This is a genomic window from Stenotrophomonas sp. YJH_SMC_82 (assembly GCF_059368875.1).
This window is the reverse complement of the sequence record NZ_JCAFSE010000006.1, coordinates 64,121-80,002: the sequence shown is the minus strand read 5'-3', so window position 1 is coordinate 80,002 and position 15,882 is coordinate 64,121. Positions and strand designations below refer to the sequence as shown.

13 protein-coding genes are annotated in these 15,882 nt (G+C 67.6%); 8 read left to right on the top strand and 5 right to left on the bottom strand.

All coding sequences use genetic code 11. From position 1 onward, the window contains the following. Positions 1-54 precede the first annotated feature (54 nt). Positions 55-1,077 (bottom strand): L-threonine 3-dehydrogenase, encoded by a 1,023-nt coding sequence (gene tdh, locus AC5P53_RS19735; protein ID WP_032955954.1) that lies wholly within the window; start codon positions 1,075-1,077, stop codon positions 55-57. A gap of 478 nt (positions 1,078-1,555) precedes the next feature. On the opposite strand from tdh, the gene AC5P53_RS19730 reads away from it, so the two are divergent. The 7 genes from AC5P53_RS19730 (at position 1,556) to AC5P53_RS19700 (ending at position 10,144) form a co-directional block, all read left to right on the top strand. After that, positions 1,556-3,721 (top strand): S46 family peptidase, encoded by a 2,166-nt coding sequence (locus AC5P53_RS19730; protein ID WP_046429104.1) that lies wholly within the window; start codon positions 1,556-1,558, stop codon positions 3,719-3,721. Positions 3,722-3,920: 199 nt separating this feature from the next. Continuing rightward, complete coding sequence (locus AC5P53_RS19725; RefSeq protein ID WP_014646078.1) at positions 3,921-4,565, top strand: histidine phosphatase family protein; 645 nt, start codon at positions 3,921-3,923, stop codon at positions 4,563-4,565. A 41-nt stretch (positions 4,566-4,606) separates the two neighbouring features. After that, on the top strand, positions 4,607-5,878 hold the full coding sequence (folC, locus tag AC5P53_RS19720; protein WP_046429107.1) for a bifunctional tetrahydrofolate synthase/dihydrofolate synthase: 1,272 nt from the start codon (positions 4,607-4,609) through the stop codon (positions 5,876-5,878). 80 nt (positions 5,879-5,958) lie between these two features. Further along, positions 5,959-6,987, top strand: a complete 1,029-nt coding sequence (locus AC5P53_RS19715) for an SPOR domain-containing protein (RefSeq protein WP_075076711.1) — start codon at positions 5,959-5,961, stop codon at positions 6,985-6,987. 46 nt (positions 6,988-7,033) lie between these two features. Then, entirely contained in the window at positions 7,034-7,813 is a 780-nt protein-coding gene (locus AC5P53_RS19710) for a CvpA family protein (RefSeq protein ID WP_014036126.1), read from the top strand. A gap of 30 nt (positions 7,814-7,843) precedes the next feature. Beyond that, positions 7,844-9,310, top strand: a complete 1,467-nt coding sequence (gene purF, locus AC5P53_RS19705) for an amidophosphoribosyltransferase (RefSeq protein WP_005408246.1) — start codon at positions 7,844-7,846, stop codon at positions 9,308-9,310. A gap of 9 nt (positions 9,311-9,319) precedes the next feature. Further along, entirely contained in the window at positions 9,320-10,144 is an 825-nt protein-coding gene (locus AC5P53_RS19700) for a ferritin-like domain-containing protein (RefSeq protein WP_241887135.1), read from the top strand. Positions 10,145-10,211: 67 nt separating this feature from the next. Here the strand turns inward: AC5P53_RS19700 and AC5P53_RS19695 are convergent, their stop codons facing one another. Further along, complete coding sequence (locus AC5P53_RS19695; protein ID WP_241887136.1) at positions 10,212-11,669, bottom strand: T6SS phospholipase effector Tle1-like catalytic domain-containing protein; 1,458 nt, start codon at positions 11,667-11,669, stop codon at positions 10,212-10,214. Between the two features lie 225 nt (positions 11,670-11,894). On the opposite strand from AC5P53_RS19695, the gene AC5P53_RS19690 reads away from it, so the two are divergent. Further along, positions 11,895-13,148: a M12 family metallo-peptidase gene (locus tag AC5P53_RS19690; protein ID WP_014646083.1), complete on the top strand. Its 1,254-nt coding sequence runs from the start codon at positions 11,895-11,897 to the stop codon at positions 13,146-13,148. Between the two features lie 89 nt (positions 13,149-13,237). Here the strand turns inward: AC5P53_RS19690 and lpxH are convergent, their stop codons facing one another. From lpxH to AC5P53_RS19675, 3 genes are all read right to left on the bottom strand, one after another. Beyond that, positions 13,238-13,984, bottom strand: coding sequence for a UDP-2,3-diacylglucosamine diphosphatase (gene lpxH / locus AC5P53_RS19685; protein ID WP_032955937.1), 747 nt, complete (start codon positions 13,982-13,984; stop codon positions 13,238-13,240). A 93-nt stretch (positions 13,985-14,077) separates the two neighbouring features. Further along, complete coding sequence (locus tag AC5P53_RS19680; protein ID WP_032955935.1) at positions 14,078-14,617, bottom strand: phosphatase PAP2 family protein; 540 nt, start codon at positions 14,615-14,617, stop codon at positions 14,078-14,080. Then, positions 14,598-15,743 (bottom strand): glycosyltransferase family 4 protein, encoded by a 1,146-nt coding sequence (locus AC5P53_RS19675; RefSeq protein WP_014646086.1) that lies wholly within the window; start codon positions 15,741-15,743, stop codon positions 14,598-14,600. The genes AC5P53_RS19680 and AC5P53_RS19675 overlap by 20 nt, the downstream gene beginning before the upstream one ends. Positions 15,744-15,882: the final 139 nt, after the last annotated feature.

Sequence of the window (15,882 nt, the reverse complement as noted above, 5' to 3'; positions counted from 1 at the left end):
GGCGCGCCAAAGGCGCGGGGATAAGGAAACATGCGGGGGAATTGACCCTTCGGGTCAGTTCCAGCTGAGCACGACCTTGCCGGCCTTGCCTTCTTCCATCAGGTCGAAGCCCTTCTGGAACTCGTCGATCGGCAGCTGGTGGGTCATCACCTTGCCGAGCGGGAAGCCGGACAGCACCAGCTGGGTCATCTTGTACCAGGTCTCGTACATCTTGCGGCCGTAGATGCCCTGCACGGTCAGGCCCTTGAAGATGATCTTGTCCCAGTCGCAGCCGGCGCCCTTGGGCATGATGCCGAGCATGGCGATCTTGCCGCCGTGGTACATGCAGTCGAGCATGTCGTTGAACGCGCGCGGGTTGCCGCTCATTTCCAGGCCCACGTCGAAGCCCTCCATGTGCAGCTCCTTCATCACGTCCTTCAGCGACTGGTTGGCGACGTTGACCACGCGGGTGGCGCCCATGTCGGCGGCCAGCTTCAGGCGGAAGTCGTTGACGTCGGTCACCACCACGTTGCGCGCACCGATGTGCTTGCAGATGCCGGCGGCGATGATGCCGATCGGACCGGCGCCGGTGATCAGCACGTCTTCGCCGATCACGTCGAATTCCAGCGCGCAGTGTGCGGCATTGCCGTACGGGTCGAAGAACGCGGCCAGTTCCGACGGGATCTGGTCCGGAATCGGCCACAGGTTGCTGGCCGGCATCACCATGTATTCGGCGAAGGCGCCGTTGACGTTGACGCCGATGCCGACGGTGTTCGGGCACAGGTGCGGGCGGCCGCCACGGCAGTTGCGGCAATGGCCACAGACGATGTGACCTTCGGCCGAGACGCGCTGGCCGATCTCATAGCCGGTCACTGCCGAGCCGAGCGCGGCAATGCGGCCGACGAACTCATGGCCGATGGTCAGGCCCGGCTTGATGGTGCGCTGGCTCCACTCGTCCCACAGGTAGATGTGCAGGTCGGTGCCGCAGATCGCGGTCTTTTCCAGCTTGATCAGGACCTCGTTCGGGCCCGGGGTCGGAACCGGAACTTCTTCCAGCCAGATGCCCTTGGCCGCTTCGCGCTTGACCAGGGCCTTCATCGTTTGCTGCGCCATCGGGGTGGAACTCATCAGGGGGAAAGCGCGGATTATAGGGTGCCGCGCGGATTTCCCATGTTGCGCTGCGGGTGCAATGGCGGAACGAAAGGCGTGCGCCGACGGGCGTTTCGAACGTGCTGCAAACAGCAGCGCCTCCTTGATTCCTGGGGAGGGCGCGCGGTCACCCTGGCCGGGACACGCAAAAGCCCATCCATGGTGCTCGATGGCGCCTTGCTCGTGCGCGCTATCCTGCGCACACGGCAAGACCGGGGTTGGGCGTCCTGCCCAACCCGCCAGTCGCATGCGCCCGGCCCATGGCGCCAACGGTCCCGGCCAGGGTGACCACGCCCCCTCTGGACGATTCCATGTGCGCGGCCGATGTGCGCATGGCAGAGCAAGAAGTAGGCCCATGACTTCCGGGGTTCGGGCCGGGGCAGGGCGGCGGGCTACAATCGAGGGTTCCACTACCAGGGGCTGCTCCATGCGCTCGAACCTGCTTGCATTCTCCATCGTCGCCAGCCTCGGGCTGGCCCAGGTCGCCCATGCCGCTGAAGGCATGTGGGTGCCGCAGCAGCTGCCGGAAATCGCCGGTCCGTTGCAGAAGGCCGGCCTGAAGCTGTCCCCGGAGCAGCTGTCCAACCTTACCGGCGACCCGATGGGCGCGGTCGTCGCCCTCGGCGGCTGCACCGCCAGCTTCGTGTCGCCGCAGGGCCTGGTGGTCACCAACCACCACTGCGCCTACGGTGCGATCCAGCTGAATTCGACCGCCGAGAAGAACCTGATCAAGGACGGCTTCAACGCGCCGAAGCACAGCGATGAACTGAGCGCCGGCCCGAACGCCCGCGTCTACGTGCTCGACCAGATCACCGACGTCACCGCCCAGGCCAAGGCCGCCATTGCCGCCGCCGGCAACGACCCGCTGGCCCGCAGCCGTGCGCTGGATGCCTTCGACAAGGCCCAGGTCGCCGCGTGTGAAGCCGAGGACGGCTTCCGCTGCCGCCTGTACACCTTCTCCGGCGGCAACACCTACCGACTGTTCCGCAACATGGAAATCAAGGACGTGCGCCTGGTCTACGCGCCCCCGGGCAGCGTCGGCAAGTACGGCGGCGACGTCGACAACTGGATGTGGCCGCGCCACACCGGCGACTTCTCGTTCTACCGCGCCTACGTCGGCAAGGACGGCAAGCCGGCCGCATTCTCGGCCGACAACGTGCCGTACCAGCCCAAGCACTTCCTGAAGTTCACCGACCAGCCGCTGGGCGCCGGTGACTTCGTGATGGTGGCGGGCTATCCGGGCCGCACCAACCGCTACGCGCTGGCCGGTGAGTTCAACGAAACCGCCAGCTGGACCTACCCGACCATCGCCAGGCACTACAACGCAGTGTTGAAGATGATCGATGAGGCGGGCAAGGCCGACGCCGACGTCAAGGTGAAGTACGCCGCCACCGCGGCCAGCATGAACAACGTGGCCAAGAACTACGCCGGCCAGCTGGAAGGCTTCAAGCGCATCGACGCTGCTGGCCAGAAGCAGGCTGAAGAAGCCGCCGTGCTGGCCTGGCTGAAGAAGCAGGGCGCCGCCGGCAAGCCGGCCCTGGCAGCGCACGCGCAGCTGGTCAAGCACCTGGATACCAGCAAGGCGACCCGCGAGCGCGATCTGTTCGTCGGCCAGTTCAACAACACCTCGGCGGTCAACGCCGCCATCGGCCTGTACCGCCTGTCGATCGAGCGCACCAAGCCGGACGCCGAGCGCGAGGTCGGCTACCAGCAGCGCGACCTGCCGACCCTGGAAGGCGGCCTGAAGCAGATGGATCGCCGCTATGTGGCGAAGATGGACCAGCAGCTGCAGACCTACTGGCTGGACCAGTACGTCGCCCTGCCGGCCGCGCAGCGCAACAACGACGTGCTGAACACCTGGCTGGGCGGCAGCGATGCCAGCGCGGTCAAGGCACTGGTGAGCAAGCTGTCGGGCACTGAGCTGGGCAGCCTGGATGCACGCCTGAAGTGGTTCAAGGCCGACCGCGCCGCGTTCGAAGCCAGCACCGATCCGGCCATCCAGTACGCGGTGGCGATCATGCCGTCGCTGCTGAAGCAGGAAGAGCAGAAGAAGATCCGCGAAGGCGAGTCGCTGACCGCACGTCCGCTGTACCTGCAGGCACTGGCTGACTACAAGAAGAGCCAGGGCGAGTTCGTGTACCCGGATGCCAACCTGTCGCTGCGCATCACCTTCGGCAACGTGATGGGCTATGAGCCCAGGGACGGCGTGGCCTACACCCCGTTCACCACGCTGGAGGGCATCGTCGCCAAGGACACCGGCGTCGATCCGTTCGATGCGCCCAAGGCCCTGCTCGACGCGGTCAAGGCCAAGCGCTACGGCGGCCTGGAAGACAAGCGCGTGGGCTCGGTGCCGGTGAACTTCCTGTCCAACCTGGACATCACCGGTGGCAACTCGGGTTCACCGGTGCTGGACGCCAACGGCAAGCTGGTCGGCCTGGCCTTCGACGGCAACTGGGAATCGGTCAGCTCCAACTGGGTGTTCGACCCGGTGATGACCCGCATGATCGCGGTCGACAGCCGCTACATGCAGTGGATCATGCAGGAAGTGGCGCCGGCGCCGGCGCTGCTGAAGGAACTGAACCTGGCGAAATAAACCCGTTGCGGTAGTGCCGGCCGCTGGCCGGCAACCCCGACCAGATAGCCGGAGTTTCCAAAACCCCGCGATCCACGTCGCGGGGTTTTTTCATGCCCGGCACGGCCCGGTGCGCCGAACGGGTATCATCCCTGTTCCGCGCACTTCACAGGATGTGAACGAAACGCGGAACCTCCTCCCCCCAGGACCCCTTGCACGCATGCGCATCCTGCTTGCCCGCCACGGCGAAACGCCGTGGAACGCCGAAGGCCGCTACCAGGGCCAGATCGACATCCCGCTTTCGCCGATCGGTGAAGCCCAGGCCCAGGCCCTGGGCGCCCGCTTGGCCTCGGTGGACATCACCCGTGCCGTCGCCTCGCCGCTGTCACGCGCGCAGCGCACCGCGCAGCTGGCACTCGGTGCCGCCCGTGCCGACATGTTGCTGACCGAGCCGGAGCTGCAGGAAATCGCCCACGGCGAGTGGGAAGGCCTGCTGGCCAGCGAAATCAACGAAAAGGACCCGTCGCGCCTGAAGGCGTGGCGCGAGGAGCCGGACACCGTGCTGATGCCCGGCGGTGAATCGCTGCGCCTGGTGCTGGAGCGCAGTTGGCGCGGCCTGGCCCGCGCCACCGAAGGCCTCGGCGAGCACGACACCCTGCTGGTGGTCGCCCATGATGCGGTCAACCGCGTGATCCTGTGCAAGGTGCTGGGCCTGCCGATCTCCCGCCTGTGGACCTTCCGCCAGGCGCCGACCACGCTCAACCTGCTCGAAGGCGCCGACCTGGACAGCCTGGAAGTGGTGCGCCTGAACGACTGTGCCCACCACACGCCGTTCTTCGGCGAAGCCAAGCACCGCGCACTCTGATCCATCCCCTCGCATCAACTGCTTCTGCTGGAACCGCTGCCGTGACGAACACCCCGACCACCCTGGCCGACTGGCTGGACTACATTGAACGCCAGCACCCGGCGACCATCGACATGGGCCTGGAGCGCGTGCGCGCCGTGGCTACGGCGATGGGCCTGGGGGCGCCGGCCCAGCGCACCATCGTGGTCGGTGGCACCAACGGCAAGGGCTCCACCGTGGCCTTCATCGAAGCCATCGCGCGTGCTGCCGGCTGGAAGGTCGGCGCGTACACCTCGCCGCACCTGCTGCGCTACAACGAGCGCGTGCGCATCGACGGCCACGATGTGGAGGATGCGGCGCTGGTCGCCGCCTTCAACACCATCGAGGCCGCGCGTGGCGATATCACGCTGACCTATTTCGAGTACGGCACGCTGGCCGCGCTGCAGCTGTTCGCCGACGCCGGGCTGGACCTGGCGGTGCTGGAAGTGGGCCTGGGCGGTCGCCTGGATGCGGTCAACATCGTCGACGCTGACGTGGCGGTGATCACCACCGTGGACATCGACCATGCCGAATGGCTGGGCGAGGACCGCGAAGCGATCGGCACCGAGAAGGCCGGCATCATCCGTGGCTGGAAGCCGGTGATCCTGGGCGAGACCGACCCGCCGTCGAGCGTGCTCGCACGTGCCTACCTGGTCGGCGCCAACGCGATCCGCGGCGGCAGCGATTATTTCTACGAACCAATCGATGCCCAGCGCTGGCGCTGGCGCGATGTCGGCCTGCGCATGGAACTGCCGACCCCGGCGCTGGCCGGCCCGATCCAGCTGGCCAACGCGGGTGCCGCCATCGCTGCGCTGCGCGCGCTGGACAAGCCGGTGCCGCGTGCGGCGTGGGCTGCTGGTGTCGCGGCGGCGCGCATCTCTGGCCGCCTGCAGGCGTTCGAGCGTGACGGCGTGCAGGTCCGTGTCGATGTCGGGCACAACCCGCAGGCGGCGGGCCAGCTGGCGCGCGCGCTGAAGGCCGAAGCGTCGGCCGGGCGCACCCTGGCGGTGTACGCCGCGCTGCAGGACAAGGACGCGGTGGGCGTTGTGCAGGCGCTGCAGGACGTGGTCGGCGAGTGGACCCTGGCCGGACTGGACGGCCCGCGCGGGCAGAGTGCTGCCCAGTTGCAGGCCCGCCTGGCCGGTACGGCGGCGGCCAAGGCCCAGCGCGCTGATACTGTCGAGCAGGCGCTGGCACAGGTACTGGCCCAGGCCGGGCGCGGTGACCGCGTACTGGTGTTCGGCTCCTTCCATACCGCCGCTGCCGCGCTGCAATGGTTGCAGGGCGCCGCCTGATCCGCGTTCAGCCAATGCCGACGCCGTCCGGTCCGGCACCCGTATAATCGACCGCAACCTCCGGACAGTTGCCGCCTCACGTGGATACGCCTCTGAAACAGCGTCTGATTGGTGCCATCGTGCTGGTGGCGCTGGCCGTGATTTTCCTGCCGATGCTGGTCAAGGGACCGGCGCCGGACAGCGGTGTGGCCTCGGTGCCGATCGCCGCGCCGGACGCACCGGCCGATGGCCAGTTCGAAACCCGTGAGCTGCCGCTGGTTGCTCCGGCCGGTGGAGCCACCGGCCTGCAGACCGGGCAGGCCAAGCCGCTGCAGGAGACGGCCGCGCCGGCTACGCCGCCGACCGTGGACACGTCTCCGGCGGTTGCCGCCGGCAACTTCGCCGTCACGTTTGGCGCCTACGGCAGCAAGGCCGACGCCGATGCGGTGATCGCCTACCTGCAGCGCTCGCAGCTGCCAGGCTTCGCCGAAACCACCACCATCAGCGGGCGCCAGGCGTGGCGTGTGCGTGTCGGGCCGTATGCCGACCGTGCCCAGGCCGAAGCCGCGCGCCTGCAGGCGGTCAAGATCCGCGCCGATGTGAAGGCAGAAGTCATCACCCTGGATGCGGCGGCAGGCAGCAGTGCGACGGTTGCCGCCACGCCGGCGCCGACCACCAGCACCCCGGCCGCGGCCACCACGCCGTCGGCCACCAGCAACCCGGTGCGCAGCGAAAGCCTGCCGCCAAGCACGCCGACGGCGACCACCAAACCAGAGCCGCCCAAGCCGGCACCGAAGCCCGAGGCTCCGAAGCCGGACGCCAAGCCCGAGCCGAAGCCGGAGGCTGCCGCCAGCAAGCCGGCGCCTGCCACGCCGACAGCACCGGCGGCCAGTGGCGTCGGCTTCGCCGTGCAGTTGGGCGCGTTCGGCCAGGCCAACGATGCCAACGCGCTGCGCGACAAGGTCCGCGCCGCCGGCTTCAGTGCTTTCGTCGAGCAGGTACGCACTGAAAAGGGCACGCTGCATCGCGTCCGCGTCGGACCGGTGGCCAACCGCGCTGACGCCGAGCAGCTGAAGGCGCAGGTCGCCGCCAAGGTCGGCGTGGCCGGCATGGTCCGACCGCACCCATGATCCACGCGCAGGCCCGTTGCCAGCGCCGCCGAAGGAGCGGGGCGCCATGATCGACGTGGTGCTGCTGATCGTGATCGCCGCCTCGACCCTGCTCGGGATGCTGCGTGGCTTTGTTGGAATCGTCATCGGCACGCTGTCGTGGCTGCTGGCCGCGTGGGCGGCCTTCGCCTTCGGCAACGATGCGGCACGCTGGTGGGCGGCCCCGGCCGCACCCGGCGGCGAGCATTTCGTTGGCGGCTACCTGGGCGTGGGCATTGGCGTGATGATCGTGGTCGCGGTGATCGGCATGGTCATCAAGGCGATGATCCATCGCAGCATGCTGACCAGCCTGGACCGGTTGCTGGGCGGCGTGCTGGGCGCCGTGCGTGGCGGCCTGATCGCGGCGATCCTGGTGCTGCTGGCCGGCTTCACCCCGCTGACCGCCGAACCCTCCTGGAAGCGCTCGGCGGTCCGCCCGGTGCTGAACCCGGCCGTGGCCTGGATGAACGGGAAGCTGCCGCACTGGCAGGTGCCCGGCGCCGATCTGCTGCCCAAGACCTTGCCGACCGACATGCTGTCCCCATCTGCATTGATGGAGCTGGGGAAGAGCGCAGGCGCCGATCTGGGAAAGCCGGGCGCGGCAGGCGATAATGGCATCCTCAACCAGGTAGTGGCGGGCAGCGGATGGCTGCGGCCCGCGAAAGCGGAACAGGGCGACGCATACGATCCGGCCGAAGTGCGCCCGGACGCCCCAGCACTGCCAGACAGTATCGAGCCGGGCGATCCGGCCAATGTCGACCGCAGGCGCGGCGACCACCGCGGCCAGGTACGGCCACCTTCCTTGTAACTGGGCACAGCCCAGCGGAGACTTCGCACCATGTGTGGCATCGTCGGAATCGTCGGCAACCAGAACGTCGCCGGGCAGTTGTATGACGGCTTGACCGTTCTCCAGCATCGCGGCCAGGATGCCGCGGGCATCGCCACGGCCAATGGCAGCCGCCTGCGGGTGCAGAAGGCCACCGGCCTGGTCCGCGATGTGTTCGATGCACGCACCATGTCCACCCTGGAAGGCAGCGTCGGCATCGCCCATGTGCGCTACCCGACGGCCGGCTCGGAAGGCATGGACGAGGCGCAGCCGTTCTACGTCAACTCGCCGTACGGCATCGCGCTGGCCCACAACGGCAACCTGATCAACACCGAGGCGCTGCGCCAGCAGGTGTTCGAGCAGGACCGCCGCAACGTCAACACCGATTCGGACAGCGAAGTGCTGTTGAACGTGTTCGCCTATGAGCTGGAACAGCAGCGCCAGCTGAGCCCGGAAGCCGCGATCCGCGCGGTGGCTGGCGTGCACCGCCGCTGCAAGGGCGGCTACGCGGTGGTCAGCGTGGTGCTGGGCCTGGGCCTGGTGGCCTTCCGCGACCCGCACGGCATCCGTCCGCTGGTGCTCGGCAAGCGCAGCCATGCCGAGGGCGACGAGTACATCGTGGCCTCCGAGTCGGCCGCGCTGGACGTGCTGGGCTTCCAGCGCGTGCGCGATGTGCAGCCGGGCGAAGCCCTGGTGATCACCGCCCGCGGCGAGCTGTTCTCGGAAATCTGCGCCGAGCCGGCCGAGCACACCCCGTGCATCTTCGAGTACGTGTACTTCGCGCGTCCGGATTCGATGATCGACAACGTCTCGGTGCACAAGGCGCGCATGCGCATGGGCATCAAGCTGGGCGAGAAGATCCTGCGCCTGCGCCCGGACCACGATATCGACACCATCATCCCGATCCCGGATACCTCGCGTGATGCCGCGCTGGAGATCTCCAACGTGCTTGGGGTGAAGTATCGCGAAGGCTTCATCAAGAACCGCTACATCGGCCGCACCTTCATCATGCCGGGCCAGGGCGAACGCGTGAAGTCGGTGCGCCGCAAGCTCAACCCGATCCACCTGGAGTTCCGCAACCGCGTGGTGCTGCTGGTGGACGACTCGATCGTGCGTGGCACCACCAGCCAGCAGATCGTGCAGATGGCCCGTGATGCGGGCGCGCGCAAGGTCTACCTGGCCAGCGCGGCACCGCCGGTGCGCTACCCGAACATCTACGGCATCGACATGCCGGCGGCCGAAGAGCTGGTCGCGCACAACCGCACCGTGGAAGAGATCGAGGCCCACCTGGGCTGCGACTGGCTGATCTACCAGGATCTGGAGGACATGGAAGCGGCGGTGAGCGAGGGCAACCCGGCGCTGCGCAACTTCGATTCGTCCTGCTTCAACGGCCACTACCCGACGGGTATCGAGCCGGGCTACTTCGAGCGCATCCAGCAGCTGCGTTCGGACGACGCCAAGCACAAGCGCCGCGCCTGAGGTCCAGGCGTGGTCGATGTACCCGACGTTGGTGGCGACCTGCTGCGCGCGGCGCAGCGGTGCCTGGCCGAAGCCGACCCGCTGCGCAAGGTCGCGTTGACCCAGGCGTATGCCGCCGCGTTCCGTGCCGGCCGCCTGAAGGTGGCTGCCGATGCGCCGCCGCCGGAACCGATCCGCATGCCTGGCCGGCCGGCACGGCTGGTGCTGGTGCATCCGCGCGAAGTGCCCCGGCGCGGGCTGGGCGGCGTGGAAGGACGCGCCGCCTTCATCCACGCCATCGCCCACATCGAACTCAACGCGATCGACCTGGCCTGGGATGCGGTGTACCGCTTCCGCGGCCTGCCGCCAGCGTTCCATGCCGACTGGGTCAGCTGTGCCGACGACGAATCGCGGCACTTCATGCTGCTGCGCGAGCGCCTGCAGGCGCATGGCCACGACTACGCCGATTTCCCCGCGCACAACGGCCTGTGGGAAATGTGCGAAAAGACCGCGCATGACGGCCTGGCGCGCATGGCCCTGGTACCGCGCGTGCTGGAAGCGCGCGGCCTGGACGTGACACCGGGCATGATCGAGAAGCTGCGCAATGTCGGTGATGGTGAAACCGCCGACGTACTGGAAGTGATCCTGCGCGAGGAAGTGGCGCACGTTGCCGCCGGTTCGCGCTGGTACCGCTGGTACTGCGATCGCGCCGGCGTCGAGCCGCGTGCGCGCTTCAAGGCGCTGCTGGTGGAATACGCCGGCGGCTACCTGCACGGGCCGTTCAACATCGAAGCGCGCCTGCTGGCCGGCTTCGACGCCGACGAGCTCGGCAACCTGGTCGAACAGGCCGGTTGAACAAAAGGGGACGGAGGGGATTAAGTCGTTTGTGGCACAAACGACTTAATCCCCTCCGTCCCCTTTTTCATGCGTTGGGCAGCACCACGCGCTTGCCATCCACGGTGGGCCGGTTGATGTAGAACAGGCCGGGACCGGGCCGGTAGGGCAGTTCGCTGACGCCGGCATCGGCGGCATAGGTCAGGGCGGTGTCGCCCAGCGCGTCGAAATTCCAGTGCGCCGACTGCATCAGGTAGCGTCGGCGCAGCAGCGCCTCCTGGGCCTGGGTCAACGCCTGCCCTGCCACCAGCCGCCGTGCGATCGGTTGCAGGGCCGACGGCAGTTCCCAGCCGGGAACCTCGGCAGCGCTGGCGCGCCAGGTCACGCCGGCATCGATGGCATGCTGCTGCATCACCTGCAGCGCGATCAACTGGTAGCGCCAGTCGATGCGCCGCCGCAGTACCACGGCGGCAGTCACGTACAGCACCGGGGACAGCAGCACGCTGCGGCTGCCGGCGCGGCGCTGCTGCTGCCACTGGTGCCAGACATCCACCCACACTTCCTTTTCGTCCACGCCCAGCTGCTGCCGCCAGCGTTCGGCATCGGCCTGCGTTTCAGCGTAAGCCGTGGTGGCCTGCAGCATCGCCAGCGGGGGAATCTGGTAGTCGGCAACGGCGGGGCGGCGCAGCTGCTGGCGACGTGGGCGGCTGAGCAGCTTGGGGCCTTCCTCCAGCTGGTTGTAGCCTCCGCCGATGTTGGCGTGCACGCCGGGCAAAGCGATCTCGGTGAACGGCGGTGCCACCGTGGTCAGCGGATAGTGCTGGCGATGCTCGTCGCGCGCGGTCAACTGCACCACGCGTGCAGCGATGCCACTGGACAAGGCAAGCTGCGGTTGTTCGTCGGCGCGGCCACCACTGACCGCAGCCACGGTATCGAACAGGCCCATGAATCGCAGCACCGGAAGGGCAGGGGCGAAGTCCGGCGTACAGACCAGGCCGGACGACTGCAGCAGTTGCCGCCAGCGCGTGGTATCCCAGCCCTGCAGCTGGTTGGCGATATCACGTGCGGCGGCAGCGCCTCGAGAGAACCCGAACAGATCCAGCTGCACGCGACGCAGCGGTTGCCGCCAACGCGTGGACAGTTCTGCAAGCGCAGCCGGCAGCACCACCTGCAGCGCGCGCTGCACCTTTGCGCGGACGCCGCTGGCGCCGATACCGAACGCCAGTCCGATCAGGTCGTCGTCGGCGTCATCGCGGGTACCGACACCTTCCACGTAGATCGACAGCGAAGGCGTGGCCATCGCATCGCGGCGGCTGTCCGGGTACAGCTGCTGCAGGCGTGCGATGTTGGTCAGGCCGTTGTCGTAGCTGCTGGTCAGCCGGCTCTGGTAGGTCGAATCATCATCCGCACGCAGCTGCGCCGGGCGCGGTCGCGGCTGCTGTGGTCGACCACGCGCGAGGTTGTGCGCGTTGTTGCGGGTGCCATCGAAGAACAGGCCGATCCGCAGCAAGCCGACATCTTCGTCCGTGTCCTGCGATGGTGCCATGTGCATTCCCCGTCGTGGCTGCGTCACGGTAGCGCGAAAGCGGTGTATTGGCGAAGTGTAGTGACGCTTTTGACCTGACTGAACGCAGATGCGGTCGATCACAAATCCTGACTTTCATTCCACTCGCCTATTGAATTCACACGAGCCGCGCAGGCCATATGGCCAAACCCGGCAAACCGGGTCGTGCTGCATCAACGCTGTTCACATCATTCAAGGAGCGACGCAATGTTGTCCAGATCGATTGGCAAAGCGGCAGGTGGCCTGGTGTTGGGTTTGTCGGTGGCGGCGGCCGCGCATGCGGCACCGTTGTTCGAGCCGGTGACGGTCATCAGCCGCGCATCGGCAAACAGTGAGCCCGCGCTGGGCAAGCTGCTGGCCACCCCGTCCACCGCGACGGTACAGGAAGTGCGCGTTGATGCAGCCGCGACTGCACAGCCGCAGCTGGAATTCGAACTGCTCGGCCAGCGCGTGCAGGCCGTGCGCAGCAAGGTTGAAGCGCTGCCCGATGGCGGCAGCATCTGGTATGGCCAGTTCCGTTCGCCCTCGGACAAGCTGACCGCGGCCACCTCCAACGGCCAGGACGACCCCGGCAATTCGCTGATCCTGGTGCGCTCGGGCGATACCATCACCGGCTCGATCCGCAAGGATGGAAAGCTGTACCGCCTGCGCCCGCTGGGCAACCGCCACGTGCTTGTGGAAGTGGACGAGTCGCGGATGCCGGCCGACCATCCGGCCGATTACAACCAGCTGCCGAAGATCCCGATGGGCAACAACGATCGCCTCGGCATCGCGCAGGCGTCGTCCGGCACGCCGGCCACCATCCGCGTGCTGGTGGTGGCGACCAATGCCGCCGTCGCCGCCTATGGCGGCAACATGCAGTCACTGGTGCAGCTGGCCGTGGCCGAATCGAACCAGGGCTATGTCAACAGCAACGTCGGCATCACCATGGAACTGGCCCGCTACGAAACCACCAGTTACACCGAATCGGGCAGCTTCGATACCGACCTGGCGCGTTTCCGTGGCACCAGCGATGGCTACATGGACAGCATCCACACCAGCCGGAATACCTACACGGCTGATGTGGGCGTGCTGCTGATCAACAACACCGCCTACTGCGGCCTGGCCTCGGGCATCGGCTCGACGGCGTCGACCGCGTTCGCGGCCGTGTACTGGGATTGCGCGACCGGCTATTACTCGTTCGCGCACGAGATCGGCCATCTGCAGAGTGCGCGGCATGACATCGCCACCGACTCGAGCACCTCGCCCTATGCCTATGGCCACGGCTATCGCTACGAGCCGGCCACCGGCACCGGCTGGCGCACGATCATGGCCTACAACTGCACCCGCAGCTGCCCGCGCCTGAACTACTGGTCCAACCCCAACATCAGCTACAACGGCATCCCGATGGGCAACGCCAGCACCGCCGACAACCAGCGCGTGCTGGTCAACACCAAGGCCACCATCGCAGCCTTCCGCTGACTGTCCAGGCGCCGACCAAGGCCGGCGTCTACCCGGGCGCATGCACCTGCTCTGGTAGATGCCAACCTTGGTTGGCACCTTGCGATCCGTTATTCGCGCGCGAGCGTATCCAGCGTCCAGCCGCTGGCATCCACGCGCAGCACCGAACCCTGTTCGTACCAGTCACCCAGCACGATGCGGGTGCGCTCGCGACCACCGGCCTGCAGCGTGTGGATCGCCGGCCGATGGGTATGGCCATGGATCATGGTGTCCACGCCATGGCGCACGAAGGTGGCATCGACTTCGGCAGGGGCCACGTCGGTCACCGACTCGAACTGCGCACGATCGTCCTGCTTCATCTCGGACTGGCGCGCCTGGCTGGCTTCGCGCGCCTTCTGCGCGAACGCGATGCGTGCGGCCAGCGGCTGCGACAGGAACTGCGCCTGGAATACCGGGTCGCGCGTCTGTGCACGGAACTGCTGGTAGGGAATGTCATCGGTGCACAGCAGGTCACCGTGCTGCAGCAGCACCGCGCGGCCGTACAGTTCGATCATGCACGGGTCGGGCAGGATGCGCAGGCCGGCACGGCGCGCGTAGTCCTCACCGAGCAGGAAGTCGCGGTTGCCGCGGATGAAGTACACCGGCACGCCGCTGTCGGACAGCACCTTCAACGCATCGGCCACCGTGTCGGCGGCGGGCGAGGGCGTGTCGTCGCCGATCCAGGCCTCGAACAGGTCGCCGAGGATGTACAGCGCATCGGCGCCGGGCGCCTGCTCGCGCAGGAAGCGCAGGAACAGGTCGGTGATCTCCGGACGGCTGGGGTCCAGGTGCAGGTCGGAAATGAACAGCGTGGTCATGCCCGCATTCTAGGCCATCAATGATGATGGTGGCGCCGCCGGTATTGTGGGGGTCAGATCTCTTTTCCGAAGGAAAAGGATCTGACCCCGGGGTTACACCGGCAGCGGCAGCCAGGTCAGGCTGGCCGAAGCCAGCACGATGGCGATGGCGGTGGCTGCCAGCACATCGGAAGGATAGTGCAGGCCCAGGACCACCCGCGACAGTGCAACGCCACAGGTGAACGGCACCAGCAGCGGCGCCAGCCACGGGTAGTAGGCCAGTGCCACGATGGTGAACGACACCGCATGCAGGGTGTGTCCGGAGGGGAAACTGAACTCGTCCAGCGGCGCCACCCAGGCGCGGATGCGCAGGTCGGCCGCGTAGGGCCGCGGGCGCCGGGTCCAGCGCTTGAGGACCTTGTACAGCAGCAGCGCGGCCAGGCCCGTGGCGGCCATGTGCACCGAGGCGCGCAGGCCGTCGAAGCCGTCCAGCACCACCAGCGCGGCCATCAGCACGTACCAGAACACGCCATCGCCGAGCCGGCTGATGACCGCGAACAGGCGACGCACGCGGCGCCGCCGGCAGTAGTGGTTTGCGCGCCGGCACCAGCGTGCTTCGCGCCCGGCCAGCAGCTCAAGCGGCGTAGTGCGCATGGCCGTTCCTCCGCGACTGTGCCAGTTCGGCCAGCAGTGCATCGAACTCGGCCACCACCTGTTGTGGATGCAGGCGCTTCATCGCGCGTGCGGCATTGCCGCCCAGTTCGCGGCGCTGCGCGTCATCGGCGGCCAGTCGCACGGCGGCATCGATGAACTGATCGTCGCTGTCCACGGCTGCGCCGTTCTCGCCATTGCGCAGGTACTCGCGCGCGGCGCCGTAGTCGAAGGCCACGGTGGCCACACCGCTGGCCATGCTTTCCAGGGTCACGTTGCCGAACGTTTCGCTGCGGCTGGGGAACAGGAACAGATCGCCGCTGGCGAAGTGCCGGGCCAGCGCATCGCCGCGCTGGATGCCACAGAAGATGAAGTCGGGGTTTTCATGTGCCAGCTTCTCGCGGGCCGGGCCATCTCCGACCCACACGAAGCGTGCCTTGGGCCGGATCTGCTGCAGCCGGCGGAATGCCTTCACTGCCAGGCCGAGGTTCTTTTCAGCAGCGATGCGGCCGACATAGATCGCCACCAGGCCGTTGCCATCCACGCCCCATTCCTCGCGCAGCGCGGGATCGCGCCGTCCCGGATCGAACTGCTGGCTGTCCACCGCGCGGGCCAGCAGGCGCACGCGCTCGAAGCCCTGTTCGCCGAGGAACTGCTGCAGCTCGCGGGTCGGCACCAGGGTGGCATCGGCCTGGTTGTGGAAACGGCGCATCCAGCGCATGGCTGCGGCCTGCAGCCACGCCACGCCGTAGTCGGGCAGGTACTCGTCGAAGCGGGTGTGGAAGCCGCTGGCGACCGGAATGCCGAGGCGGCGCGCAGTGCGCAGTGCCGACCAGCCGAGCGGACCTTCGGTGGCGATGTAGACCGCATCCGGGCGTTGTTTCTGCCAATGGCGGCCCAGCCGGATCGGCGCCGGCAGTCCGAAACGCAGGCCGGGGTAGCGGGGCAGGGCGGCGCCGGGAACCAGCAAGGTGCCGGGTGCCGAATCCAGCGCTTCGCTGGACTGGCGGGGGCGGACCAGGTCGATCTCGTGCCCGGCTGCGCGCAGACCTTGTTCCAGCCCCTGCACGGTGAGGGCGACGCCGTTCACTTCCGGTGGATAGGTCTCGGTGACGATGGCATAGCGCATGGCGGGCCTCCGGGTTTCCGGCATGCTCGGGCCTGGCGATGTAGCCGACATGACCGCTTTGCGACCATCAGATGACGGTGGCGCCGGCCAGCGCCTGGGCGCGGCGGCCAATAAAAAACCACGGCCCCGAAGGGCCGTG

What these genes read in the sequence shown, in the direction of transcription:
- purF (WP_005408246.1), top strand. Translation starts at nt 7,844, where the DNA reads ATGTGTGGCATCGTCGGAATCGTCGGCAACCAGAACGTCGCCGGGCAG.
- tdh (WP_032955954.1), bottom strand. Translation starts at nt 1,077, where the DNA reads ATGAAGGCCCTGGTCAAGCGCGAAGCGGCCAAGGGCATCTGGCTGGAA.
- AC5P53_RS19725 (WP_014646078.1), top strand. Translation starts at nt 3,921, where the DNA reads ATGCGCATCCTGCTTGCCCGCCACGGCGAAACGCCGTGGAACGCCGAA.
- AC5P53_RS19730 (WP_046429104.1), top strand. Translation starts at nt 1,556, where the DNA reads ATGCGCTCGAACCTGCTTGCATTCTCCATCGTCGCCAGCCTCGGGCTG.
- AC5P53_RS19690 (WP_014646083.1), top strand. Translation starts at nt 11,895, where the DNA reads ATGTTGTCCAGATCGATTGGCAAAGCGGCAGGTGGCCTGGTGTTGGGT.
- AC5P53_RS19695 (WP_241887136.1), bottom strand. Translation starts at nt 11,669, where the DNA reads ATGGCACCATCGCAGGACACGGACGAAGATGTCGGCTTGCTGCGGATC.
- AC5P53_RS19675 (WP_014646086.1), bottom strand. Translation starts at nt 15,743, where the DNA reads ATGCGCTATGCCATCGTCACCGAGACCTATCCACCGGAAGTGAACGGC.
- AC5P53_RS19710 (WP_014036126.1), top strand. Translation starts at nt 7,034, where the DNA reads ATGATCGACGTGGTGCTGCTGATCGTGATCGCCGCCTCGACCCTGCTC.
- AC5P53_RS19680 (WP_032955935.1), bottom strand. Translation starts at nt 14,617, where the DNA reads ATGCGCACTACGCCGCTTGAGCTGCTGGCCGGGCGCGAAGCACGCTGG.
- lpxH (WP_032955937.1), bottom strand. Translation starts at nt 13,984, where the DNA reads ATGACCACGCTGTTCATTTCCGACCTGCACCTGGACCCCAGCCGTCCG.